Raw genomic sequence first — 23,453 nt, 5'->3', positions numbered from 1 at the left:
AGAGCACTCTGAGATTCCCCGTCTACGTTTCCGGACGTGCTCACCCCTACGGATACGGTCTCACTCACCGGCCCCCTGGACCCCGCCGCGCTGCGCCGCGCCGCGACGCCGCTCACCGTCGGCGTGGACGCCGGGGTCCGGGCGCGGCTGGGCCGCGGCCGCCGGTTCCTCCACGGCCTGCGGCACGGTGACAGCGGTGGCGAATCCCCCAGGATCTACGGCGCCACCACCGGATTCGGCGCACTCGTGGGGTACGCCGGCCGCCCCGACGAGGCGGACCAGTGCGACAACACCCTGGCCCACCTCGGGGCCGGTCAGGGACCGGACCTGCCGCACGAGATCAGCCGCGCCGCCCTCCTGCTGCGCACCTGGTCCCTCGCCCAGGGTTTCTCCGGCGTGTCCGCGGAGGTCGTCGACCGGCTCGCCGCGATGTTCGCCACGACGTTCTCGCCCGCGGTCCCCCGCTACGGCTCCGTCGGGGCGAGCGGTGACCTGATCCCGCTCGCCTACGCCACCCAGGCACTGCGCGGCCGGGGGCACGCCTACGTGGACGGTCGCCGCATGCCGGCCGGTGAGGCACTGACCGTCGCCGGGCTCCGCCCGCTCGCACTGGACGGCCGCGACGCGCTGGCCCTCGTCAACGGCACCTCCGTCACCACGGCCGCGCTGGCACTCGCCCGCGACACCGTCCGCACGGCGCACCGCTCACTCATGGCCCTCACCTGTCTGCTGGCCGACACGCTCGGCTGCGAGCCGGGTTTCCTCGACGGGGACCTGCTGCGCGTCTACGGCCACACCGGAGCGATCGACGCCGGCGCGCGGATGCGGGAGACGCTCACCGGCATCGTCCCCTCCGGCACCCGGCCGCTGCAGGAGCCGTACAGCATCCGCTGCGCACCGCAGTTGCTCGGCGCCGCCGAGGACGCGCTGCGCTACGTCGACGGTGTGGTCGCCGCGGATCTCGGCGGCGTCAGCGACAACCCGCTGTTCTTCCCCGACGACGACGCGGAGAAGGGAAAGGTGGTGCATGGCGGGAACTTCTTCGGGCAGCCCGCCGCGTTCGCGGCCGACCTGCTCGCCTCCGTCACCGCCCAGCTGGGCAACCTCGCCGAACGCCAGCTCGACCTGCTGACGGATCCGGCACGCAATGGAGGGCTGCCGCCGATGCTCGCCACCGCACCGGGCCTGCAGCACGGTCTCCAGGGTGTCCAGCTGGCCGGCACCGCGTTCGTCGCGGAGATCCGCCGCAACGCGACACCAGCAGGCATGCAGAGCCTGCCGACGAACCTGCACAACCAGGACGTCGTACCGTTCGGCACCCAGGCCGCCCTGCGCTCCTACGACATGGCGGAGCTGCTCGGCCTGCTGGCCGGCTCGCTCGCGCTCGGTCTGCGCCAGGCCGTCCACGTCGGTGCCCGCCGCCCCACCGCGCCCCGCTGCGCGGAACTCCTCGACGCTCTCATCGAGGTGATCCCCCCGGTCGAGCCGGACCGTCCGCTGGACGCGGACGTCCGCGCCGCAGCACGCCTGCTCGCCGCGCGCGAACTGTCGTGACCGGACCCGCCAGAGTCAGCTCGGCAGGCTGTGGCCCGTACTCCGGCAGCCGGATGACGAACCGGGCGCCGTGGCCCGGACGGCCGGTGGCGGCGACCGTGCCCTGATGGCGCGTGACGACCTCCCGCAGCAGCGCGAGCCCCAGCCCGTACCGTCCGCCGTCGCCGCGGTGAAACCGCTGGAACAGCTGCTCCACCGTCGCCGGTTCGAACCCGGGCCCGGAGTCCGTGACGGCCAGTACGACCATGCCGGCGGAGCGCGACAGCGTCACCTCGATCCGCCCCTCGGCCGGGCTGTGGCTGATCGCGTTGGACAGCAGCTCACCGACGGCGCGGCGCAGCGCGGACTCTATGCCGTCGACGAAGAGGGGATGTGGAGGGCCGTCCACGACGACGGTGAGGCGACGGGCCCGCGCCCGGTCCGACTCCTCGGCCACCACGGTCCGGGCCAGCGCGACCAGATCGACCGGTCGGCGTTCCGGCGGCCGTGCCGGGCCTGCCGCGAGGCTCGCGGACAGCAGCAGGTCGTCGAGCACCTCGCCGAGCCGGCCGGCCGAGACGACCAGCCGGGCCAGCCCGTCGCGATGCGGGACCGGCAGATCCTGGTCGGCCGCTTGCCGGGCCAGCACCTGGGCCCGCGTGTGCACCTGGGTGATGGGGGTGCGCAGCTCGTGACTGGCGTCCGTGACGAACTGATGCTGCCGGGTGAGGGCCTCCGCCAGAGGGGCCACGGCCCGTCGCCCGAGGAGCGCCCCGGTCACGGCCGCGGCGAGCAGCCCCACCAGTTCGGCCACACCCAGTGCGAACCACAGATGGTTACGGTCGGCCAGCTGGAAGCGCATGTCGAACACCGCCTGCACCACATCCCCGTCCGCCCGGACCTGCGTACGCACCAGGTAGACCGTGTGGTTACGTTCCACGGTGCGCTCCACGGCCTCGCGGGTGACGCGCACCCGGCTCACGTCGGCGCGCAACGGGAATCCGTCCGGTGCGTTGGACAGGGGGGTCATGCCGGGTGCGTACAGCCAGGTGCACACCGGAGGGCTGGTAAGGTCGCCGTAGCCCGCGCCGTAGCGCAACTCACGCCACACCTGATCGTTCTGCGCGTGCACCATCACGGAGTGCGAGATGCCGCCGACGACCGTGATCAGCAGCGTGATGATCGCCCCGGTGATCACGGCGATCCGCAGACGCGCCCGGCGCACCGCCGCCCACTCGGCGGGCGCCGGCGGCCTCACAGCCCCCCCAGGCGGTAACCGAGACCGCGGACCGTGCGCACGATCTGCCGGCCGAGCTTGCGGCGGAGGTAGTAGACGTAGGTGTCGACGATGGAGGGCGCGGGCGCTTCCTGGAACACCAGCCGGCGCAGCTCCGCCCGCGAGTGCACGATCGCGGGACGCGAGGCGAGCGCCCACAGCAACGCGAACTCCCGGGCGGCGAGGGCGACCTGCTCGCCGCTGGCCAGCTCGACCTCCCGGCGTCCCACATGCAGATGCCCCGATCCGATCCTGAGAACATCGGTCGTGTCGAGCGCCCGTCGGCACAACGCCCGTAATCGGGCGCTCAGTTCGTCGAGCTCGAACGGCTTGGCGAGGTAGTCGTCGGCGCCGGCGTCCAGCCCGTCCACCCGGTCGTGCACCGCACCCATCGCGGTCAGCAGCAAGACCGGCGTCCGGACGGTGCGGGACCGTAACCGCCTCAGGAGGTCGAGGCCGTCGAGCGCCGGCAGACGCCGGTCGACGACGAGCACGTCGTACTGCCGGGAGAGGCCGAGATGCAGGCCTCGCTGCCCGTCGGTCGCGATGTCGACCGCGTACCCCTCCTCCCGCAGTACGCCGGAGAGCATGTCGGCCAGTTCCCGGTCGTCCTCGACCAACAGCAGCCGCCAAGGATCCCGCGAGTGTCTCTGTGTCACAGTTGTCCTCCCCTCGCCCCTCCCCGCAACCCCTGTCAACGCCCGTGCGCGGAAGGGGGTTCCCGGACGGGCGAGGAGGCGGCCGAACGAGGAACGACCCAGGGAGGGCGCGGCGGCGGGCGTCAGCCGGACCCGGTGAACGGCCGAGTGACGAACAAGTCACCGCGCCTCGTACCGGCCGAGGACGCGAGGCCGGCATCCTGGTCTTCTCCCCGCACGTCGGGACAGCCCCGGCCTGCCGACCCCTCCGTCGCCGTGCTGCCGGTGGTGCCGGGGCGCGCTGTGAGGAAGCGCGTGGACGGCGCGGTGCCCTTCCCCGCGCCGGTTCCCGGCACCGCGAGTCCAGCCGCTCCCTCGAGCGGCCACCCGGTCGGTCTACACTCAGCCTCATGAACCGCTGGACCGAGTTGGCCGAGAAGACGTCCGGAGAGGACTACGCCGCACGGTTCGCGGCCCTGGCCCGTAGCGGCGAGGACGTGCATGGGGAGGCGCGGTTCTGCGCCGCTCTCGTGCCTCCCGGAGCACGGGTGCTGGACGCCGGATGCGGTACCGGGCGGGTCATGATCCGGCTCGCGGAGCTGGGGTACGACTGTGTCGGGGTGGATCTCGACGCGTCGATGCTGGCGGTGGCGCGGAAGCAGGCACCCGGACTGCCCTGGTTCCAGCATGATCTGGCGGAGTTCGAGCCGGCCCCGCTCGGCATCACAGCGGGCTTCGATCTCGTCGTTGCCGCAGGCAATGTTTTCCCGCTGCTCGCTCCCGGCACCGAGACCACCGTGCTCGAAAACCTGTCCGCAGCCCTGCGTCCGGGCGGCCTGCTGGTCGCGGGTTTCGGCCTGGACGAAGCACACCTGCCCGTGCCGCCCGGCCTCACGCTGTCGGAGTACGACGACTGCTGCGTCGCGGCCGGCCTCACCCTCGTCGACCGCTTCGCCACCTGGGACGCCGATCCTTACGACGGCGGCGGCTATGCCGTCAGCGTCCACCGTCGGTGAGGACGGGGCCGTACGTCCCGATCACCGGGCCCCCGGGAAGTCCGGCGGCCACGCCGCGCAGTCCGCGGGAAGGCTCCTCCGGTCAGTCGGCGTCTTCGGCGGCCCGAAGGGGGACGCCTGCCGATGATGCGGGGCGACACTTACGGATCCCCAGGTCGACCAGGGTAGAAGTGTCTTACCGGAGATCGCGGACATACCAGGTCACCACCATCGGCGCGCTGCCGCCGGCCGTGGCCCGCGCGGCCGGTCGCCGGGCCGCCCGCCTGCCGGGGCCGTCGACGCGGCGGGGACCCGGCCCCGCGCTACGGCGAGCACACCGGACCGGCATCCCGACCGGTCAGGCGGTGGCGGCCCCCGTGCTCTCCTGCTCCGCCTCGATGCGGGCGTTCCACTCGCGCTTGGAGGCCTGCCAGCCGTCCTCGTTGTGGCCGAGCCGCCAGTAGCCGGAGATCGACAGGTCCTCGCGCGGGATGCCGCGCTCGACCCGCAGCAGCCGACGCAGTTCCTTCACGAAGTGGGCCTCGCCGTGCACGAAGGCGTGCACCCGGCCCTCCGGGAAGTCGAGATTCCGGACGGCCTCCACCAGGGCCTCGCCGACGGGCCGGTCGCCGCGGTGCAGCCAGCGGACCTCCACATCGGAGTCGATCTTCTGCTCCTCGTCGGGGCCGGAGATCTCCACGAAGGCGAACGCCCTGGCACCGTGCGGCAGAGCCTCCAGCGAGCGGGCGATCGCGGGCAGCGCGCTCTCGTCGCCGACGAGCAGGTGCCAGTCGGCCGCCGGGTCGGGCGCGTAGGCGCCGCCAGGACCCATGAACCGGACGACCTCGCCCGGCCGGACGTTCGCCGCCCAGGGACCCGCCAGGCCCTCGTCACCGTGGACCACGAAGTCCAGGGTCAGCTCACGGTGCTCGGCGTCCCACTGCCGCACCGTGTACGTCCGGGTCACCGGCCACTGCTCGCGCGGGAACTCCTCGCGGATGCGCTGGAGGTCGAAGGGCTCCGGATACGTCGCCCCCGCGGCCGGGAACAGCAGCTTGACGTAGTGATCGGTGCAGGTGTCCGCAGAGAAGTCGGAGAGGCCCTCACCACCGAGCACCACGCGCTGCATGTGCGGGGTCAGCCGCTCGGTGCGGACGACCTCGGCGGTGTGCGGCGCGCGCGGGGCGCGTACCGGTCGCTCTGCCATGAGGAGCCTCCCAGCTGTCACAGTTAGGGTTACCTAAGTTAGCACCTCGATCCCGGTCGACACCTCGTCGGCGGAGACTCCGCCCGGTTCAGCGATGTGTGCGGCTCACGCCGAGAGGGTCGTCAGCAGGCGCTGCAGCGAGCCGCCCAGGCCCCATCGGGCGGCCAGGGACTCCACCCCGGCCGGGTCGCGCGGCCCGCGCGGCAGTGCCGTGTCGACGTCCGGGAGCGGGACGTCGTCCGCGACCCGGACGACCTTGGGGGCGACCGCGAGATACGGCCGCGCCTCGTCCAGACGCTTGCGCTGCGACGGCGTGAGCCTGGCCTGTCGGTCGTCCACGGCCGCCAGGATCCCGGCCAGGTCGCCGAACTCGGCCAGCAGCTTGGCCGCCGTCTTCTCCCCGATGCCCGGCACGCCCGGCAGACCGTCGCTCGGATCGCCGCGCAGCAGCGCCAGATCCGCGTACCCTCCGCCGTCCACCCCATACTTCTCGCGCAGCACGGCCTCGTCGGTGACCTGGAGCGTGCCGACGCCCTTCAGCGGATACAGCACGCGCACCCCGCGCGCGTCGTCCACCAGCTGGTACAGATCGCGGTCGCCGGTGACGATGTCGACCGGCCCGCCCGCGCGGGCGGTGAACGTGCCGATCACGTCGTCCGCCTCGTACCCGGCGACCCCCACCCGCGCGATGCCCACCGCGTCGAGCACGCTCTCGATGACCGGTACCTGCGGGGACAGCGTGTCCGGCACCTCCTCCTCGTCCGGACCCGCCGCGCGCTCCTCGGCGACGCGGTGCGCCTTGTAGGAGGGGATCAGCTCCACCCGCCACTTCGGGCGCCAGTCGGCGTCCATACAGGCCACCAGGTGGTCCGGCCGGTGGTCCTTCACCAGGCGGTCGATGAAGTCGAGCAGTCCGCGCACGGCGTTCACCGGCGTGCCGTCCGGGGCCCTGACGGACTCCGGGACGCCGAAGTAGGCGCGGAAGTACAGGGAGGCGGTGTCGAGAAGCATCAGTCGTCCGGTCACGTCCCGCATCATGCCGCACACCGCTGACAGCGCTCCGCAGAAGCGCGCGAGTGCGTGACGCGCAACAAGTTGCGTCCTGTGCCACCTGTGTGAGGCATCACACCAAAACGTTTGTCCTGTGCAAAACCGGGGAGGCGCGGCCCCGGAGCGATGCCGGTTACAGATTCAACTGTTGTGGGCCGCGTGAGCCGTCCGCCGGGCATCGCTCCTGCCATTGCCGTCGAGACAAGAGGTACGCGTGTCATCCAGGCTTGAGGCCGAGCATCTGTTCAAGGTGTTCGGCAGACGACCGGACCAGGCGGTCGAACGACTGCGCCAGAAGGAGACCGACCGGGAGGAACTGCGCGCCGACGGCACCACCGCCGCCGTCATCGACGCCTCGTTCACGGTGGAGCCGGGCGAGATCTTCGTCGTCATGGGCCTGTCGGGCTCCGGCAAGTCCACCCTGCTGCGGATGCTGAACGGCCTGCTGGAGCCCACCGCCGGACACGTGCGCTTCGACGGCCAGGACCTGACCGCGCTGCCCGGCCGGGAGCTGCGCAAGGTCCGTTCCAAGAAGATCAGCATGGTCTTCCAGCACTTCGCGCTGTTCCCGCACCGCAGCGTCCGTGACAACGCCGCCTACGGTCTTGAAGTGCAGGGCGTGCCCCGCGCCGAGCGCGAACGCCGCGCCGACGAGGCGCTCGCCCTGTGCGGCCTGGCCGGCTGGGAGAAGTCGTGGCCGGACGAGCTGTCGGGCGGCATGCAGCAGCGCGTGGGGCTCGCCCGCGCGCTCGCCACCGACGCCGACCTGCTGCTGATGGACGAGTCCTTCAGCGCCCTCGACCCGCTGATCCGCCGCGACATGCAGGACCAGTTGCTCGAACTGCAGAAGACCCTGAAGAAGACGATCGTCTTCATCACCCACGACCTCAACGAGGCCATGCGCCTGGGCGACCGGATCGCGGTGATGCGCGACGGCCGCATCGTGCAGATCGGCACCGCGCAGGACATCCTGATCCGCCCGGCCAACGACTACGTCGCCTCCTTCACCCAGGACGTCGACCGCTCCCGCGTGCTCACCGCCGGCGCCGTGATGGAGCGCGAGGTCCGCGGCGACGAGGCCGACTGCGGCTGCGAGACCGCGACGCCCGACACGCCGTTCACCGACCTGTGCGCGATCAGCGCCCGCGTCCCGCACCCCGTGGCGGTGCTGGACCAGGAGGACGCGCTCGTCGGGGTCGTGCCCCGGCAGCGCCTGGTCGGCTTCCTCGGCGACGAGGAGTCCGCCCCGGGGATCTGCGACACCCCCCGGGACAAGGGCGGCGAGAAGGTGATGGCCCGTGCCTAGGATTCCGCTCGGCGACTGGGTCAACAGCGCCGTCGACTGGCTGCTCGCCCACGTCACCTGGCTGTTCGACTTCTTCAAGGCCGTCTTCACCGGCGCCTACGACGGCGTCAACGCCGTCCTCCAGGCCCCCGAACCGCTGATCCTCTGCGGCATCTTCGCGGTGATCGCCTTCTGGCTGCGCGGCACCTTCGCCGGTGTCCTCACCTTCGCCGGCTTCGCCTTCCTGGACTCCCTCGAACTGTGGGAGGACTCGATGGTGACGCTGTCACTGGTCATCGTCGCCACGGTGATCGCGCTGGTCATATCGGTGCCGATGGGCATCTGGGCGGCCCGCTCCGACCGGGTCAGCGCCGTGGTCCGGCCGGTCCTGGACTTCATGCAGACGCTGCCCGCGATGATCTACCTCATCCCGGCGATCCTGTTCTTCGGGACCGGCTCCGCCCCGGGCATCGTCGCCACCCTGATCTTCGCGCTCGCCCCGGGCGTGCGCATGACCGAGCTGGGCATCCGCCAGGTCGACAAGGAACTGGTCGAGGCGGCCGAGGCGTTCGGCACCACGCCCCGCAACACCCTGCTGCGCGTGCAACTGCCGCTGGCGCTGCCCACGGTGATGGCGGGCGTGAACCAGGTCATCATGCTGGGCCTGTCCATGGCCGCGATCGCCGGCATGGTCGGCACCGGCGGACTCGGGGGCGCGGTCATCGAGGCCATCGGGCAGCTCAACATCGGTCTCGGCGCCGAGTCCGGCATCGCCATCGTCGTCCTGGCGATCTACCTGGACCGCATGACCAGCGCCCTGGGCACCCAGGTCTCCCCGCTCGGCCGGCGCGCCGCCGCCAAGGCGCGCGCCGCGCAGGGGCTGAGGATCTGGTCCTACCGGCCCCGCCCGCAGGTCGCCGTGATCGGTGTCGTCGTCCTCGCCCTGGTCGCGGGCGGCATGGGGATCTTCGGCGGTGGCGCCGGCGGCTCCGGCACCACCGCCGACGGCGAGAACGTCGGCGACGGCAAGAAGATCACCATCGGCTACATCCCCTGGGACGAGGGCGTCGCCTCCACCTTCCTGTGGAAGGAGATCCTGGAGCGGCGCGGTTTCGAGGTCGAGGCCGAGCAGTTCGAGGCCGGCCCGCTCTACACCGCCCTCGCGCAGGGCAACGTCGACTTCCAGACGGACGCCTGGCTGCCCACCACCCACGAGGCGTACTGGAAGAAGTACGGCAAGCAGCTCGACGACCTCGGCTCCTGGTACGGCGAGACGTCGCTGGAGCTGACCGTCCCGGCGTACATGAAGGACGTCGACAGCCTGGAGGACCTCAAGGGCAAGGCGTCCGTCTTCGGCGGGGAGATCACCGGCATCGAGTCCAGCGCCGGCATGATGGGCCTGCTGAAGAGCAAGGTCCTCAAGGAGTACGGCCTGGACAAGGAGTACGAGGTCGTCGACAGCTCCACGCCGGCGATGCTGGCCGAGCTCAAGCGGGCCTACAGCAAGAAGGAACCGGTCGTCGTCACCCTCTGGTCGCCGCACTGGGCGTACAGCGACTACGACCTGAAGAAGCTGAAGGACCCCAAGGGCAGCTGGGGCAAGGGCGACGGCGTGCACACGGTGTCGCGCAAGGGCTTCGCCGACGACAACCCGCTCGTCGGGAAGTGGCTGAAGGACTTCTCGATGACCGAGGAGGAACTCACCGGCCTGGAAGCCGAGATCAACAAGGCCGGCAAGGGCAGGCAGCAGGACGCCGTCCGGACCTGGCTGAAGGCCAACCCGGGCGTGGTCGACGAGCTGGCCCCGGTCGAGTCCGGCTCCGGCGCCACCCCGGCCGAGGCGAAGCGGCCGCTGGACGTGGCCTGGTTCCCCTGGGAGGAGGACGTCGCCGTCACCTACCTGTGGAAGAACGTCCTGGAGCGTCGCGGCTACACGATGAACCTCAAGCAGATGGACGTCGGCCCGGTCTACACCGGCCTCGCCTCCGGGGACCTCGACCTCAACTTCGACGCCTGGCTGCCGTACGCGCAGAAGAACTACTGGGACAGGAGCAAGGACAAGCTCACCGACCTGGGCACCTGGTACGAGCCCACCTCGCTGGAGATCGCCGTCCCCTCCTACGTCAAGGACGTCAAGTCCCTGGAGGACCTCAAGGGCAAGGCCGACCTCTTCGACGGGCGGATCATCGGCATCGAGCCCGGCACCGGTGAGATGCAGCTGCTCAAGAACGAGGTCATGCCGGGCTACGGCCTGGAGGACGAGTACGAGGTCGTCGACGGCTCCACGCCGGCGATGCTGGCCGAGCTCAAGCGCGCCCTCGCCGAGAAGGAGCCCGTCGCGGTCACCCTGTGGTCGCCGCACTGGGCGTACAGCGACTACGAGCTGACCAAGCTGAAGGACCCCAAGAAGGCCTTCGGCGAGGGCAACACGATCCGCACCATCGCCAGCAAGAAGTTCCCGGAGCAGTATCCGCAGCTCACCGAGTGGATCAAGGGCTTCCGGATGAGCGAGGACGAGCTCGGCACCCTGGAGGCCGAGATCAAGGACCGCGGCCAGGGTCACGAGGAGGAGGCCGTCGCCGCCTGGCTGGAGGAGCACCCGGACATGGTGGAGCGGATGACCCCGCGGTAACCGCCGTACCGGCCGCCCCCGAGGGGCGGGCCCGGACCCGCACCCGACGGCGCGGCCGGGCCCGCCCCTCGGGCATGTCCGGAGCGCCCCTCGGGCATGCCCGGGGCCGAGCGGGAGCACGGTGGGAATCCGGACAACCACGCAGCGTGATGTTCTCCCCGAACCTCCTCGAACCTCCCCGTGACCTTCCGCCGGGTGAGGGGAACAATGGCGGGAACACCCTTTGTCGCGCACGCGGGAGGAACGAGGGGTCCGTGGGGCGACTGGCGCGAACTGGCGGGTCGGCGCCGGTCGCGTGTGACGGCGACGTGACAGGCGCCTGAAACGGTTTGCCGAACATGCGTAGGGTGCAGACAACTCACGAAAAGGAGTGCGCCGGACCGGCGGCGCGCGGGGCGCGGGACGATCGGCGGAGGAGGGAGCCGGAGCGATGGGCGATCACAAGGAACAGCCCCTGCGGGTGGGCGCGGCCGTGCGGCGGCGACGCCGCGCGCTCGACCTCACCCTCGCCGTCGTGGCCGAGCGCAGCGGCCTGTCGGTCCCGTTCCTCAGCCAGATCGAGAACGAAAGAGCGCGTCCCAGCCAGAGCTCCCTGGAGAAGGTCGCCGACGCCCTGCGCACCACCGCCGTGGAGCTCCTCGCAGCCGCCGACCCGGCGTGCAGCGTGGACGTCGTCCGCGCCGAGGGCGCCGAGCCGTGGGCGGAACCGCAGGTGCGCTCCCTGGTGCGCGGTCACCACCAGATGCACGCCTCCGAATTCACCGGCGACCATGACGCCGGCCGTGAACTCCAGTTCCGCAACGACCAGTTGATGTACGTGGCGGACGGCGCCGTGGAGATCGAGGCGGAGGGCCGCGCGTACCGTCTCGGCCGCGGCGACACCCTGTACCTCACCGGAGGCGTCCGGCACCGCTGGCGGGCCACGGTCCCGGAGACACGGCTGCTGGTCGTCGCCGTCGCCGACCACATCGAGGCGCTGCGGGACAAGCCGCGCCGATGAGTCCCGTCAGGGTCGTCTCCCTCGTCCCGTCGCTGACGGAGGCCGTGGCGCTCTCCGCCCCCGGCTCCCTGGCCGGCGCCACCGACTGGTGCACGCGTCCGGCCGGGCTGGACGTCGTACGCGTCGGCGGCACCAAGAACCCGAAGGTGGACCGGATCGTCGCCCTCGGCCCCGAGCTGGTGGTCGCCAACGAGGAGGAGAACCGCGAGAGCGACCTGGCGGCCCTGCGCGCGGCGGGCCTCGACGTCCTGGTGACCGAGGTGCGGACGCTGCCCCAGGCCTTCCGCGAGCTGGACCGGGTGCTGACGGCGTGCGGGGTGCCCGCCCGCCCCCGCTGGCTGGACGAGGCCGAGGCCGCCTGGGCGGCCCTGCCCCCGCCCGCGGAACGCCGGACGGCGGTCGTGCCCGTCTGGCGGCGGCCCTGGATGGTGCTGGGCCGGGACACCTTCGCGGGCGACCTGCTCTCCCGCCTCGGCGTCGACCACCTGTACGCGCACCACCCGGAGCGCTATCCGCGCGTCCCGCTCGACGCGCTGCGCGCGGCGGACCCGGACCTCGTCGTGCTCCCCGACGAGCCCTACCGCTTCACCGCCGACGACGGCCCGGAGGCCTTCCCCGGGCTGCCCTGCGCACTCGTCGACGGCCGGCACCTCACCTGGTACGGTCCGTCGCTGGCCGAGGCCCCGGCGGTGCTGGGGCGGGCCCTGCGGGCAGCGCGCCGCTGAACAGACCGCGCGCCGTGTGCCAGGCGGCGACGGCCCAGGCCCCGGCCAGCAGGGCGTACAGGGTGAACGCCAGCGCGTCGTAGACGACCAGCCCGGTGTGCGAGGCGAGGGCACCGGCACCGGTGACGCAGGTGCCCACCGGGAAGGTGAACGACCACCACGTCATCGCGAAGCGCATCCCCTGCCGCCACGCCCGTACGACATGGGCGGTGGCGAGGCAGAGCCACAGCAGCGCGAAGCCCATGACGGGCACCCCGTACAGGACGGCGAACACCCCGAACCCCTCGTCGTACGGCGCCGGCACCACCCCCGGCGCCACGTCCGCGAAGGCGCCGGCCGCGGTCGTGGACTGGCCGAGCGGTCCGAGCACCAGGAACAGCGTCGGGGTGAGCGCGAGGGGCGGCGGACCGCCGGTGAGCAGCCGGCCGAAGACCAGCGGCAGCGTGATCAGGGTCGCGAGGAGGCTGAGCCCGAACATCGCGAAGCAGGCCAGCAACAGGGTCGCGCGGGGCTGGCCTTCCGGGAGGTACGGCACCAGGCGGGGCCCGAGCGCGGCGGACACCATGGGCGCGACCAGCGGCAGCAGCCAGGCGGGCGTCGCCTCCCGCGCCGTCACCCGGTGGCGTACGGCCATGAGGTACGGGACGGCCACGGCGGCGGCCAGCCCGACGGCCGTACCGGCGGTGAACAGCACGGCGTCGAGGGCGACGGCCGCGCGCAGCCCGATCCAGTCCCGTCCGAGGACGGGCGCGCCGCCGCCGACGGCCAGCAGGGCCATGGAGAGGCAGCCGTAGAAGGGGGCCACGGCGGGATCGAGGAGGTGGGCGCGGGCCCGGTCGCGGTGGCGGGCCCAGTGCAGGGCGCGGGCGGCGAGCAGGACCGCCAGGAGGACGAGGGACAGCGCCCAGACAGCGGTGAGGGAGGGGTGCCAGCCGGGCGCGTGCACGGGGAGCGCGGCGCCCGCTCCGGCGACGACGGCGGTGCCCATGACGCAGGCGTACCAGTTGGGTCCGAGGTGACGGAGGGCGCCGGTACGCGGGGGCCGTGCGGTGGCACGGGGAAGGGGTGGCAGGGGCCGGGTTGCGGTGACCATGGTCATACGGTCGGACCGGCGGAGCGCCGCCACCAGGGAGCCCCCCTCTATGGCGGCATAAGCTGGGCTTATGAGCAGAACGGACGACCACGACCATCCCGAGCACCGCTCCGCGAGCCCGGGGTCCCTGGCTCACCGGGTGCCGGACCTCGGGGCGCTGGAGCTGCTGCTGGCGGTGGCACGACTGGGGAGTCTGGGCGGGGCGGCGCGGGAGCTGGGCATCACCCAGCCCGCCGCCAGCAGCCGGGTCCGGTCGATGGAACGGCAGCTCGGCGTGGCCCTGGTGGACCGGTCGCCGCGCGGGTCGCGGCTGACGGACGCGGGGGCGCTGGTCACCGACTGGGCGCGGCGGATCGTGGAGGCGGCGGAGGCCTTCGACGTGGGCGCGCAGGCGCTGCGGGACCGCAGGGACTCGCGGCTGCGGGTGGCGGCGAGCATGACGATCGCCGAGTACCTGCTGCCGGGCTGGCTGCTCGCGCTGCGCGCGGACCGGCCGGACACGGCGGTGTCGCTGCTGGCCGGGAACTCGGCGGCGGTGGCGGAGCGGCTGCTGTCGGGGGAGGCGGACGTGGGGTTCGTGGAAGGGCTCACGGTGCCGGGTGGGCTGGACTCGGTGGTGATCGCCCATGACCGGCTGATCGTGGTGGCCGCGCCGTCGCACGCGTGGGCCCGTCGGCGGCGGCCGCTCGCGGCGGAGGAGCTGGCCAGTACGCCGTTGATCCTGCGGGAGAAGGGATCCGGGACGCGGCAGGTGCTGGACGCCGCGCTGGGCGGATTGGCCCGGCCGTTGATCGAGTTGTCCTCGACCACGGCGGTGAAGGCGGCGGCGGTGGGTGGGGCGGGGCCGGCGGTGTTGAGCGAGCTCGCGGTGGGGGAGGAGCTGGCGATGCGGCGGCTGGTGCGGATTCCTGTCAATGGGATTGCCCTTGCCCGGGATCTGCGGGCGGTGTGGCCCACGGGGCATCGGCCGACCGGGCCGGCGCGGGATCTGTTGTCGCTGACGCGGGGGTGAGCCTTGTCGTGGCTGGGCGGGGGTGGGTCGCGCAGCCCGGCGCTCACGGGGTGCCTCCCCCACTCTCGGCTTCGCTCGAGCGGGGGGACCCCCACCGCCCACCCGTGCCGCCCCAGCGGCACGACTGCCCGCGGATATCTTTGACCAGGGCTTGCATGACGCGTAGGTCGTTTCCCATTTCCGGGTGCCACTGGACGCCCAGGACCCACGCGGGTCCCGGGAGTTCGATCGCCTCCACCGTGCCGTCCTCCGCGTAGGCCGACGGGATCAGGCCGGTGCCCAGGCGGTCCACCGACTGGTGGTGGTAAGTGGGGACGGAGGTCTGTTCCGGGGCGATGTCGGCGTAGAGCGTGCCCGGGACCGGCTTGACCGGGTGGTGGCCGAAGACACCCGGGGTCTCCGCGTGGCCGTCGATGTGCTGGACCAGGGTGCCGCCCAGGGCGACGTTCAGCAGCTGCATGCCCCGGCAGATCCCCAGCAGCGGGATCCGGCGGTCCAGGGCCGCCTCGATCAGGGCGAGTTCCCAGGCGTCCCTGGCCCGGGCGGGCGGTCCGGTGCGCGGGTCGGGCTCGGCGCCGTAGTGGACGGGTTCCACGTCGGGGCCGCCCGCGACGACCAGGCCGTCGAGCCGGGCCACGGTCGCCGCCGCCCGCTCCGGCGCGTCCGGCGGGAGCATCGCGGCCAGTCCGCCCGCCCGCTGCACCAGCCGCGGATAGCCGGCCGGCAGCAGCGCGGCGTCCAGTCGCCACACTCCCCAGCGCACACCGGACTCCGCGTACGTGCTGATGCCGATGAGTGGCCTGGCCGTCATGCCGATCACCTTTCCCGTGCCTCAGTCCCGTGACAACTCCGCCTCGGCCGCCGCCAGCGCCGCGAATTCCTCCTCCGGCGCCTTCGCCACCAGGTGCTTGCGGCTGTACAGCCCGAAGTACGCCACCGCCACGATGTACACCGCCAGCGCGATGAACGCCGCCGTCACGTCCACCAGGAACGTCGCCACCAGCGCCGCACAGGCCAGCACCAGCGCCACCGACGAGGTGAGCACCCCGCCCGGCGTGCGGTACGGCCGCGGCAGCTCCGGCTCGCGGCGGCGCAGCACGATGTGCGAGAGCGACATCAGCGCGTACGAGATCGTCGCGCCGAAGACGGCGATGTTCAGCATGCGGGCGCCGTTGCCCGACCCGGCCGCCAGCGCGAAGCCGATCGCCCCCGGCACCAGCAGACCGAGGTACGGCGCCCTGCGGCTGCTGGTGAGGGAGAGGAACTTCGGCAGGTAGCCCGCGCGGGACAGCGCGAACAGCTGCCGCGAACCGGCGTAGATCAGCGAGAAGAACGAGGCGACCAGTCCCGCGAGGCCCGCGTAGTTCACGACCCGGCTCAGCGCCGTCGCCCCGCCGTCCGGCTGGAGCGCCTCCACCAGCGGGTTGCCCGCGTCCTGGACCGCGGCCGAGCCCCGTGCCCCGGCCGCCGCGAAGAAGGTCACCACGGCCAGCACCACCAGGATGCCCATGGACCAGCGGATCGCCCTCGGCAGCGTACGGGCCGGTTCCCTGGTCTCCTCGGCGGCCAGCGGTACGCCCTCCACACCCAGGAAGAACCACATGCCGAACGGGAACGCCGCCCAGATACCCAGCAGTCCCATCGGCAGCCAGGAGTTCGCGCCGAACGCGGAGGGGTCCACCGGGATGTCGTCCAGCGAGGAGGCGTCGAAGTCGGGCAGCGCACCGAGCGCGAACACCACCAGCGCCGCCACCGCGATGCCCGTCACGACGAAGCTGAAGCGCAGCGCCTCGCCCACGCCCCACAGGTGGATGCCGATGAAGATCACGAAGCAGGCCAGGTACACCGGCCAGCCGGACTCCAGCCCGAACAGGCCCAGCGACTCGACGTAGTCCCCGATGAAGATGGAGATCGCGGCGGGCGCGAGCACGTACTCGATGAGGATCGCGGTCCCGGTGAGGAACCCGCCCCACGGGCCGAGCGCCCGGCGGGCGAAGCCGTAGCCGCCGCCGGCCGTGGGCAGGACCGAGGACAGCTCGGCGAGGGCGAAGACCATGCAGGTGTACATGGCTCCCATCAGCACCATGGCGATCGCCAGGCCGCCGAAGCCGCCCTCGGCCAGGCCGAAGTTCCAGCCCGAGTAGTCACCGGACACGACGTAGGCGACGCCGAGGCCGGTCAGCAGCAGCCAGCCGGCGCTGCCGCGGCGCAGCTTCCTGCGTTCGAGGTAGTCGTCCGCCTCACCGGCGGGATCGTGGGACGCGGACGGAAGGCTCACGAGGCGACTCCCCAAGGGGCGGCGACGGAGGGGGCAATGGAACGGATCCAGACCTTTGTGGGCCCATACCTTCGTGGCGCGGACGGCGTCAGCGCAAGCCCTCTGCGTCGATCCCCGGTAAACCGTGCCCATCCCCGGGGACCTTCACGCCAGGAACCCCCGCAACAGCGCGGCCGTCCCCGCGCAGTGCTCGCGCATCATCTCCCGCGCCCCGTCCGCGTCCCCCTCCAGTACGGCCTCGACCAGCGCGGTGTGCTGCCGCTGGGAGTGCTCCAGGTTGCGCACCAGCAGCGGGATGCAGTCCAGCAGGTCGTTCACCGTCGCCCGTACCGCCGCGTACTGCGCGGTCAGCGTCGGCGAGCCGCACAGCTCCGCCAGGGTGAGGTGGAACAGCGTGTCCAGACGCCGGTACTCCGTCAGCGGCGCCTCCCGCGTGCCGGACAGGGCCTCGCGCAGCCGCGCCGCCTGCTCCTCCGCCAGCCCGTGCGCCGCGCACAGTCCCGCCGCGCCCACCTCCAGCACCTCACGGAAGCGCAGCACGTCCTCGATGTCGACCCCGGCGATCCGCCGCCGCAGCTCCTCCCCGCCGGTGTCCGTCGGACGGGGCAGCACGAACGTTCCGCCGTACCGGCCGCGCCGCGACTCCACGAGGCCCTGGTCCTGGAGCACCTTCAGCACCTCGCGCAGCGTCACCCGGCTGATCCCCAGCCGTTCCGCCAGCTCCCGCTCGGCCGGCAGCCGCTCCCCGCCCGCCACCAGGCCCAGCCGCACCACCTGGAGGATCTGCTCCAGCGCCTCCTCGAAGCCGTTGCCCGCGCGGACCTGCCGCAGCACCGGCGCCAGGCGGTCCCCGACCGCGCCCACCGCGTCCTCCGGCATTCGGCCGTGCCCCCTTCCCAAGCAATGGTTCTCGGCAATACCTTATGGCTCCCGGCTCGACCGAAGAAGCCCGAAGAAGCCCGAAGAAGCCGAGGAGGCTCTCCCGTGGCAGACCGCACACCCCCGCTCTCCGTCGAGGAGCTGCACGCCCTCGTCGCCGGCGGTGAGATCGACACCGTCGTCCTGGCCTTCCCCGACATGCAGGGGCGGCTCCAGGGCAAGCGGTTCGCCGCGCGCTTCTTCCTCGACGAGGTGCTCCGGCACGGCACCGAGGGCTGCAACTACCTGCTCGCCGTCGACGCCGACATGAACACCGTCGACGGCTACGCCATGTCCTCCTGGGAGACCGGCTACGGCGACTTCGCCATGTACCCCGACCTCGACACCCTGCGCCGGGTGCCCTGGAACGAGGGCACCGCCATGGTCGTCGCCGACCTCGCCTGGGCCGACGGCACCCCGGTCGCCGCCGCCCCCCGGCAGATACTGCGCCGCCAGCTGGACCGCCTCGCCGCCCTCGGCTACACCGCCCAGGTCGGCACCGAGCTGGAGTTCATCGTCTTCAAGGACACCTACGAACAGGCCTGGGACGCCGGCTACCGCGGGCTCACCCCCGCCAACCAGTACAACGTCGACTACTCGGTGCTCGGCACCGGCCGCATCGAGCCCCTGCTGCGCCGCATCCGCAACGAGATGGCCGGCGCCGGACTCACCGTGGAGTCCGCCAAGGGCGAGTGCAACCCCGGCCAGCACGAGATCGCCTTCCGCTACGACGAGGCCCTGGTCACCTGCGACCAGCACGCGATCTACAAGACCGGCGCCAAGGAGATCGCCGCCCAGGAGGGCGTCTCGCTCACCTTCATGGCCAAGTACAACGAGCGCGAGGGCAACTCCTGCCACATCCACCTCTCCCTCGCCGACCTCGACGGTGACAGCGCCATGCCGGACTCCGCCGAGGAGCCGGACGCCATGTCCGAGGTCATGCGCCACTTCCTCGCCGGGCAGCTCGCCGCGCTCCGCGAGTTCTCCCTGCTCTACGCCCCGCACATCAACTCCTACAAGCGGTTCCAGCCGGGCTCCTTCGCCCCGACCGCCGTCGCCTGGGGGCACGACAACCGCACCTGCGCCCTGCGGGTGGTCGGCCACGGCCGCTCCCTGCGGTTCGAGAACCGGCTGCCCGGCGGCGACGTCAACCCGCACCTCGCCGTGGCCGGCATGGTCGCGGCCGGGCTGTACGGCGTCGAGCGGAAGCTGGAGCTGCCCGACCCCTGTCCCGGCAACGCCTACACCGCCGGCTTCGAGCACGTCCCCACCACCCTGCGCGAGGCCGCCGAGCTGTGGGAGAACAGCGCGATCGCCAAGGCGGCCTTCGGCGACGAGGTCGTCGCGCACTACCGCAACATGGCGCGCGTCGAGACCGACGCCTTCGACGCCGCGGTCACCGACTGGGAACTGCGCCGCTCCTTCGAACGCATGTGAGGCCCTCCTTGTCCGACCAGCCCTCCGAGCTCCAGGTACGCAACCCCGCGACCGAGGAGGTGATCGCCACCGTCCCGGCCGCGACCGCCGCCGACGTCGACGCGGCCGTCGTACGCGCCGCCCGCGCGCAGACCGCCTGGGCCGCCCTCGCCCCCGGTGACCGGGCCCGGCTGCTGCGCCGGTTCGCCGCCACGGTCGACGCGCACCTCGAGGAACTGGCCCGCCTGGAGGTCCGCGAGGCCGGCCACACCCTCGGCAACGCCCGCTGGGAGGCGGGCAACGTCCGCGACCTGCTCGACTACGCGGCCGGGGGAGTGGAACGCCTCACCGGCCGCCAGATCCCGGTCCCCGGCGGCGTGGACGTCACCTTCCTCGAACCGCTCGGCGTCGTCGGCGTGATCGCCCCCTGGAACTTCCCGATGCCCATCGCGGCCTGGGGCACCGCACCCGCCCTCGCCGCCGGCAACGCGGTGCTCCTCAAACCCGCCGAGACCACCCCCCTCACCGCCCTGCGCCTGGCCGAGCTCGCCCTGACGGCAGGGCTCCCCGAGGACCTGTTCCAGGTGCTGCCCGGACACGGTCCCGTCGCCGGAAACGCCCTCGTGGAACACCCCGGCGTCGCCAAGATCGTGTTCACCGGGTCGACGGCCGTGGGCAGACAGGTGTGGGCCAAGGGCGCGGCACACCTCAAGCGCGTCACCCTCGAACTCGGCGGCAAGAGCCCCAACATCGTCTTCGCCGACGCCGACCTGGAGGCCGCCGCGGCCGCCGCCCCCATGTCCTTCCTCGACAACGCCGGACAGGACTGCTGCGCCCGCACCCGCATCCTCGTCCAGCGCTCCGCGCACGACCGGTTCCTGGAGCTGCTCGCCCCCGCGATCGAGGCGGTCCGGGTCGGCGACCCGGCCGACGAGAACACGCAGATGGGCCCGCTGATCTCCGCCGGCCAGCTCGCCCGCGTCCGCTCCTACGCCACCGACGGCCTCGACGGCATCCGCGGCAAGGCCCCCGAGGGCCCCGGCTACTGGTTCCCGCCCACCGTCCTCACCGGCGTCGACCCCCGCGCGCGCGTCGCCGTCGAGGAGGTCTTCGGCCCCGTCGCCGTCGTCCTCCCCTTCGACGACGAGGCCGACGCCGTACGCCTGGCCAACGCCACCGACTACGGGCTCTCGGGATCGATCTGGACCCGGGACGTCGGCCGCGCCCTGCGCGTCTCCCGGGCGGTGCGCGCGGGCAACCTGTCCGTCAACTCCCACTCCAGCGTCCGCTACTGGACCCCCTTCGGCGGGTTCAAGCAGTCCGGCGTCGGCCGCGAGCTCGGCCCGGACGCGCTGAGCGCCTTCACCGAAACCAAGAACGTCTTCATCAGCACGGAGGCCTGACCGCACATGAGCGAAGAGACCATCTGCCGCCGACTGGCCGGCCGCACCGCCGTCGTCACCGGAGCCGGCAGCGGCATCGGCCTCGCCACCGCCCGCCGACTCGCCTCCGAGGGCGCCCACGTCGTCTGCGGGGACGTGGACGAGACACGCGGCAAGGCCGCCGCCGAGGAGACCGGCGGCATCTTCGTCGGCGTCGACGTCACCGACCCCGAGCAGGTCGAGGCCCTGTTCAAGGCCGCGTACGACACCTACGGCAGCGTCGACATCGCCTTCAACAACGCCGGTATCTCCCCGCCCGACGACGACTCCATCCTGGAGACCGGCCTCGACGCCTGGAAACGCGTCCAGGAGGTCAACCTCACCTCCGTCTACCTGTGCTGCAAGGCGGCCATCCCCTACATGCGGCGCCAGGGCAAGGGTTCCATCATCAACACCGCGTCGTTCGTGGCCCGGATGGGGGCGGCCACCAGCCAGATCTCGTACACCGCCTCCAAGGGCGGCGTCCTCGCCATGTCCCGGGAACTCGGCGTGCAGTTCGCCCGCGAGGGCATCCGCGTCAACGCCCTGTGCCCCGGCCCGGTCAACACCCCGCTGCTGCAGGAGCTGTTCGCCAAGGACCCCGAGCGCGCGGCCCGCCGCCTGGTGCACATCCCGCTCGGCCGGTTCGCCGAGGCCGAGGAGATCGCCGCCGCCGTCGCCTTCCTGGCCAGCGACGACTCCTCCTTCGTCAACGCCACCGACTTCCTGGTGGACGGCGGGATCTCGGGGGCGTACGTCACACCGCTCTAGCGTTCGCCCTACAGTGCCCGGATGAGCATGACGCCCCCGCCCGGCTGGTACCGCGACCCGCACGCCCCGCACCTGGAACGCTGGTGGGACGGCACGGCCTGGACCGGGCACCGGCGCACGCCCGGGGCTCCCGCCGTGCCGCCGGCCCCGCCCACGGGCGGCACCGGACGCGTCAAGGCGATCGCCCTCACCACCGCCGGTGCCGTGCTGGTCGCGGCGATCGTCACCGGCGCGGTGCTCCTCGGCGGGGACGACGGCGACCCGGAGACGCGCACCGGTCCGACGGCCACCACACCGGCCCCCGAGCCCCCGTCCACGTCCGAGGCGCCCGCCGAGGACCCGGACGTCGTCGAGGACCAGCTCAACGGGATCACCTTCCCGCTCCTCGACGGCTGGGTCCGCCCCGAGAACGTGACCCAGGACGACGTCGTCATGACCACCGACGGCACCTACGACTGCCCCGGCGACGGCACCGTCTGCCGGCACGGCCTCGTCATCTCCCGCACCGTCACCGAGAACGACGAGACCTCGCCCGAGGCGCTCGCCGAGGAGGACGTCTCCGACGCGGCCGAAGAGGCCTTCGACGAGGACGTCCTCGGCCGGCGCCCCTACGGCGGCCTGGAGTCCCACGAGGTCGTGAAGTCCGGCCCGGTCGCGGTGGCGGGCCGCGCCGGGTACTTCGTGCGCTGGCGCGTCACCACCGTCGAGGGGCCCGGCGGCTACGTGCAGTCGCTGGTGTTCCCCTCCAGCGTCGGCACCGGGTCCCCGGTCCTCGTCCGCTACGTCTTCGACGCCGGCGAGGACGGCCCGCCCCCGGCCGACATGGACCGCATCACCAAGGGCATCCGTTCGGTCACCGACCCGGCCTCCGGCGGCGGCGTCGGCAGCAGCATCGGCCCGACGGACTGAGCCGCCGAAGGAACGCGCGGACCCCTAGAGGAACGTGTGCCCCTCGCCCCGGTACGTCGGCACGGTCGCCGTCACCGCGTCGCCCTCCACCAGGTGCAGCGCGTCGAACCGCTCGCACAGCTCGCCCGCCTTGGCGTGCCGGAACCACACCTTGTCGCCGATCAGCAGATCGTCGGCGGGCGAGCCCAGCAGCGGCGTCTGCACCTCGCCCGGCCCCTCCTGAGCGTCGTACCGCAGCCCCTCGGGCAGACACGGCACCGGCAGCCGGTCCGCGCCGGGCGCGCCGGACGCCGGATAGCCCCCGCCCAGCACCGTCACCACGCCGACACCGGGCCGCCGTACGACGGGCAGGGCGAACAGGGCCGCCGGACGCCCGCTGAACGACGTGTAGTTGTCGAACAGGCGCGGCACGTACAGCCCCGAACCGGCCGCGATCTCGGTGACCGCGTCCTCCGCGGCGGTGTGCTGCACGCTGCCCGTGCCCCCGCCGTTGACGTACTCCAGATCCGGTACGACCTCCCGCACCGCCCGCACCACCGCGGCCCGCCGCTCGGCGAGTTCACGGCGTGCGGCGGCCTGCATCAGCCGTACCGCACGCGACCGCAGCGGCCGTCCGGCCACCGCGTCGCCGACACCGGCCACATGGCCCTCGTACGCCATGATCCCGACGACCGCGAACCCGGGCCGGCGGGCCACCGCCCGCGCGAACTCGGCGACCTGGGCGGGGGAGTGCAGCGGGGAACGCCGGGCGCCGATCCGCACCCGCCCGCCGAACAGCCTCAGGGACGTGTCCAGCTCCAGGCAGACGCGCACCACTTCACCGCCGCCCGCGCGTGAGGCGTCGATCAGGTCCAGCTGCGCCGGATCGTCGACCATGACCGTGACGGCGGCGGCGAGCTTGGGGTCGGCGGCGAGCTCGGCGTAGCCGGCGCGGTCGGCGGAGGGGTAGGCCAGCAGGACGTCGTCGAAACCGGAGCGGGCCAGCCACAGGGACTCGGCGAGCGTGAACGACATGACGCCCGCGAAACCGTCCCGGGCGAGGACCCGTTCGAGCAGCGCGCGGCAGCGTACGGACTTGCTCGCGACCCGGACCGGCTTCCCGCCGGCCCTGCGGACCAGATCGTCCGCGTTGGCGTCGAAGGCGTCCAGGTCCACGATCGCGAAGGGGGCGTCGAGGTGGGCGGTGGCCCTGTCGTAACGGGCCCGGTCGGCGGCGCGCGCAGTCATGGGCGCAGCCTGCCAGACGGGATTACCGCACGGTAGGGGATGTTCCGGGCAGATGCCGCGGCCGTGC

At 72.6% G+C, this 23,453-nt stretch carries 20 protein-coding genes; 11 read left to right on the top strand and 9 right to left on the bottom strand.

Annotated features, from left to right (window positions below; genetic code table 11):
• Positions 1-36 precede the first annotated feature (36 nt).
• Positions 37-1,554, top strand: a complete 1,518-nt coding sequence (locus tag KUM38_RS17295) for an aromatic amino acid ammonia-lyase (RefSeq protein WP_217130272.1) — start codon at positions 37-39, stop codon at positions 1,552-1,554.
• On the opposite strand, the gene KUM38_RS17290 is transcribed toward KUM38_RS17295, so the two are convergent.
• Both KUM38_RS17290 and KUM38_RS17285 read right to left on the bottom strand, forming a co-directional pair.
• Positions 1,460-2,791, bottom strand: coding sequence for a HAMP domain-containing sensor histidine kinase (locus KUM38_RS17290; RefSeq protein ID WP_308408983.1), 1,332 nt, complete (start codon positions 2,789-2,791; stop codon positions 1,460-1,462). The genes KUM38_RS17295 and KUM38_RS17290 overlap by 95 nt on opposite strands.
• Complete coding sequence (locus tag KUM38_RS17285) at positions 2,788-3,468, bottom strand: response regulator transcription factor (protein ID WP_217130271.1); 681 nt, start codon at positions 3,466-3,468, stop codon at positions 2,788-2,790. The genes KUM38_RS17290 and KUM38_RS17285 overlap by 4 nt, the downstream gene beginning before the upstream one ends.
• A 389-nt stretch (positions 3,469-3,857) precedes the next feature.
• Between KUM38_RS17285 and KUM38_RS17280 the strand changes: the two genes are divergently transcribed.
• A complete protein-coding gene (locus KUM38_RS17280; RefSeq protein ID WP_217130270.1) occupies positions 3,858-4,463 on the top strand; it encodes a bifunctional 2-polyprenyl-6-hydroxyphenol methylase/3-demethylubiquinol 3-O-methyltransferase UbiG in 606 nt (201 codons plus the stop codon).
• 337 nt (positions 4,464-4,800) lie between these two features.
• Here KUM38_RS17280 and KUM38_RS17275 read toward each other — a convergent pair whose 3' ends face one another.
• Positions 4,801-5,649, bottom strand: coding sequence for a siderophore-interacting protein (locus KUM38_RS17275; protein ID WP_217130269.1), 849 nt, complete (start codon positions 5,647-5,649; stop codon positions 4,801-4,803).
• 105 nt (positions 5,650-5,754) lie between these two features.
• Complete coding sequence (locus tag KUM38_RS17270; protein ID WP_254397333.1) at positions 5,755-6,660, bottom strand: 5'-3' exonuclease; 906 nt, start codon at positions 6,658-6,660, stop codon at positions 5,755-5,757.
• Between the two features lie 253 nt (positions 6,661-6,913).
• Between KUM38_RS17270 and KUM38_RS17265 the strand changes: the two genes are divergently transcribed.
• From KUM38_RS17265 to KUM38_RS17250, 4 genes are all read left to right on the top strand, one after another.
• On the top strand, positions 6,914-8,005 hold the full coding sequence (locus KUM38_RS17265) for a glycine betaine/L-proline ABC transporter ATP-binding protein (protein WP_217130267.1): 1,092 nt from the start codon (positions 6,914-6,916) through the stop codon (positions 8,003-8,005).
• Positions 7,998-10,616, top strand: a complete 2,619-nt coding sequence (locus tag KUM38_RS17260; RefSeq protein ID WP_217130266.1) for an ABC transporter permease/substrate binding protein — start codon at positions 7,998-8,000, stop codon at positions 10,614-10,616. The genes KUM38_RS17265 and KUM38_RS17260 overlap by 8 nt, the downstream gene beginning before the upstream one ends.
• A 430-nt stretch (positions 10,617-11,046) precedes the next feature.
• Positions 11,047-11,616 (top strand): helix-turn-helix domain-containing protein, encoded by a 570-nt coding sequence (locus KUM38_RS17255; RefSeq protein WP_217130265.1) that lies wholly within the window; start codon positions 11,047-11,049, stop codon positions 11,614-11,616.
• Positions 11,613-12,341, top strand: a complete 729-nt coding sequence (locus KUM38_RS17250; protein WP_217130264.1) for a helical backbone metal receptor — start codon at positions 11,613-11,615, stop codon at positions 12,339-12,341. The genes KUM38_RS17255 and KUM38_RS17250 overlap by 4 nt, the downstream gene beginning before the upstream one ends.
• Here KUM38_RS17250 and KUM38_RS17245 read toward each other — a convergent pair.
• Positions 12,268-13,434, bottom strand: a complete 1,167-nt coding sequence (locus KUM38_RS17245) for a TDT family transporter (protein ID WP_217130263.1) — start codon at positions 13,432-13,434, stop codon at positions 12,268-12,270. The genes KUM38_RS17250 and KUM38_RS17245 overlap by 74 nt on opposite strands.
• Before the next feature lie 70 nt (positions 13,435-13,504).
• On the opposite strand from KUM38_RS17245, the gene KUM38_RS17240 reads away from it, so the two are divergent.
• The gene (locus tag KUM38_RS17240; RefSeq protein WP_217130262.1) at positions 13,505-14,446 is read left to right on the top strand and encodes a LysR family transcriptional regulator; all 942 of its coding nucleotides are present in this window, start codon (positions 13,505-13,507) and stop codon (positions 14,444-14,446) included.
• Between the two features lie 43 nt (positions 14,447-14,489).
• Here the strand turns inward: KUM38_RS17240 and KUM38_RS17235 are convergent, their stop codons facing one another.
• The 3 genes from KUM38_RS17235 to KUM38_RS17225 form a co-directional block, all read right to left on the bottom strand.
• The gene (locus tag KUM38_RS17235) at positions 14,490-15,257 is read right to left on the bottom strand and encodes a gamma-glutamyl-gamma-aminobutyrate hydrolase family protein (RefSeq protein ID WP_217130261.1); all 768 of its coding nucleotides are present in this window, start codon (positions 15,255-15,257) and stop codon (positions 14,490-14,492) included.
• Between the two features lie 21 nt (positions 15,258-15,278).
• Positions 15,279-16,724 (bottom strand): ethanolamine permease, encoded by a 1,446-nt coding sequence (gene eat / locus KUM38_RS17230; protein WP_217130260.1) that lies wholly within the window; start codon positions 16,722-16,724, stop codon positions 15,279-15,281.
• A gap of 144 nt (positions 16,725-16,868) precedes the next feature.
• A complete protein-coding gene (locus tag KUM38_RS17225; RefSeq protein WP_217130259.1) occupies positions 16,869-17,603 on the bottom strand; it encodes a FadR/GntR family transcriptional regulator in 735 nt (244 codons plus the stop codon).
• A 105-nt stretch (positions 17,604-17,708) separates the two neighbouring features.
• On the opposite strand from KUM38_RS17225, the gene KUM38_RS17220 reads away from it, so the two are divergent.
• From KUM38_RS17220 to KUM38_RS17205, 4 genes are read left to right on the top strand one after another with little or no spacing between them, the layout of a single operon-like run.
• Positions 17,709-19,079 carry a glutamine synthetase family protein gene (locus KUM38_RS17220; protein ID WP_217130258.1) on the top strand — a complete coding sequence of 457 codons (1,371 nt, stop codon included), beginning with the start codon at positions 17,709-17,711 and terminating at the stop codon, positions 19,077-19,079.
• Positions 19,080-19,087: 8 nt separating this feature from the next.
• Positions 19,088-20,461 (top strand): aldehyde dehydrogenase, encoded by a 1,374-nt coding sequence (locus KUM38_RS17215; protein ID WP_217130257.1) that lies wholly within the window; start codon positions 19,088-19,090, stop codon positions 20,459-20,461.
• 6 nt (positions 20,462-20,467) lie between these two features.
• Positions 20,468-21,250 (top strand): 3-oxoacyl-ACP reductase, encoded by a 783-nt coding sequence (locus KUM38_RS17210; RefSeq protein ID WP_217130256.1) that lies wholly within the window; start codon positions 20,468-20,470, stop codon positions 21,248-21,250.
• Between the two features lie 27 nt (positions 21,251-21,277).
• Positions 21,278-22,159 carry a DUF2510 domain-containing protein gene (locus tag KUM38_RS17205; protein ID WP_217130448.1) on the top strand — a complete coding sequence of 294 codons (882 nt, stop codon included), beginning with the start codon at positions 21,278-21,280 and terminating at the stop codon, positions 22,157-22,159.
• A gap of 24 nt (positions 22,160-22,183) precedes the next feature.
• Here KUM38_RS17205 and KUM38_RS17200 read toward each other — a convergent pair whose 3' ends face one another.
• The gene (locus KUM38_RS17200) at positions 22,184-23,386 is read right to left on the bottom strand and encodes an amino acid deaminase/aldolase (RefSeq protein ID WP_217130255.1); all 1,203 of its coding nucleotides are present in this window, start codon (positions 23,384-23,386) and stop codon (positions 22,184-22,186) included.
• Between the last annotated feature and the right edge of the window lie 67 nt (positions 23,387-23,453).

This window comes from Streptomyces sp. AC558_RSS880, from assembly GCF_019049255.1.
Taxonomy (GTDB): domain Bacteria; phylum Actinomycetota; class Actinomycetes; order Streptomycetales; family Streptomycetaceae; genus Streptomyces.
Note: the sequence above shows the minus strand (reverse complement) of the source record. Positions and strands in the feature narration are given on the sequence as shown.

What these genes read in the sequence shown, in the direction of transcription:
- KUM38_RS17280 (WP_217130270.1), top strand. Translation starts at nt 3,858, where the DNA reads ATGAACCGCTGGACCGAGTTGGCCGAGAAGACGTCCGGAGAGGACTAC.
- KUM38_RS17275 (WP_217130269.1), bottom strand. Translation starts at nt 5,649, where the DNA reads ATGGCAGAGCGACCGGTACGCGCCCCGCGCGCGCCGCACACCGCCGAG.
- KUM38_RS17270 (WP_254397333.1), bottom strand. Translation starts at nt 6,660, where the DNA reads ATGCTTCTCGACACCGCCTCCCTGTACTTCCGCGCCTACTTCGGCGTC.
- KUM38_RS17255 (WP_217130265.1), top strand. Translation starts at nt 11,047, where the DNA reads ATGGGCGATCACAAGGAACAGCCCCTGCGGGTGGGCGCGGCCGTGCGG.
- KUM38_RS17250 (WP_217130264.1), top strand. Translation starts at nt 11,613, where the DNA reads ATGAGTCCCGTCAGGGTCGTCTCCCTCGTCCCGTCGCTGACGGAGGCC.
- KUM38_RS17245 (WP_217130263.1), bottom strand. Translation starts at nt 13,434, where the DNA reads ATGGTCACCGCAACCCGGCCCCTGCCACCCCTTCCCCGTGCCACCGCA.
- KUM38_RS17240 (WP_217130262.1), top strand. Translation starts at nt 13,505, where the DNA reads ATGAGCAGAACGGACGACCACGACCATCCCGAGCACCGCTCCGCGAGC.
- KUM38_RS17235 (WP_217130261.1), bottom strand. Translation starts at nt 15,257, where the DNA reads ATGACGGCCAGGCCACTCATCGGCATCAGCACGTACGCGGAGTCCGGT.
- KUM38_RS17225 (WP_217130259.1), bottom strand. Translation starts at nt 17,603, where the DNA reads ATGCCGGAGGACGCGGTGGGCGCGGTCGGGGACCGCCTGGCGCCGGTG.
- KUM38_RS17210 (WP_217130256.1), top strand. Translation starts at nt 20,468, where the DNA reads ATGAGCGAAGAGACCATCTGCCGCCGACTGGCCGGCCGCACCGCCGTC.
- KUM38_RS17205 (WP_217130448.1), top strand. Translation starts at nt 21,278, where the DNA reads ATGACGCCCCCGCCCGGCTGGTACCGCGACCCGCACGCCCCGCACCTG.
- KUM38_RS17200 (WP_217130255.1), bottom strand. Translation starts at nt 23,386, where the DNA reads ATGACTGCGCGCGCCGCCGACCGGGCCCGTTACGACAGGGCCACCGCC.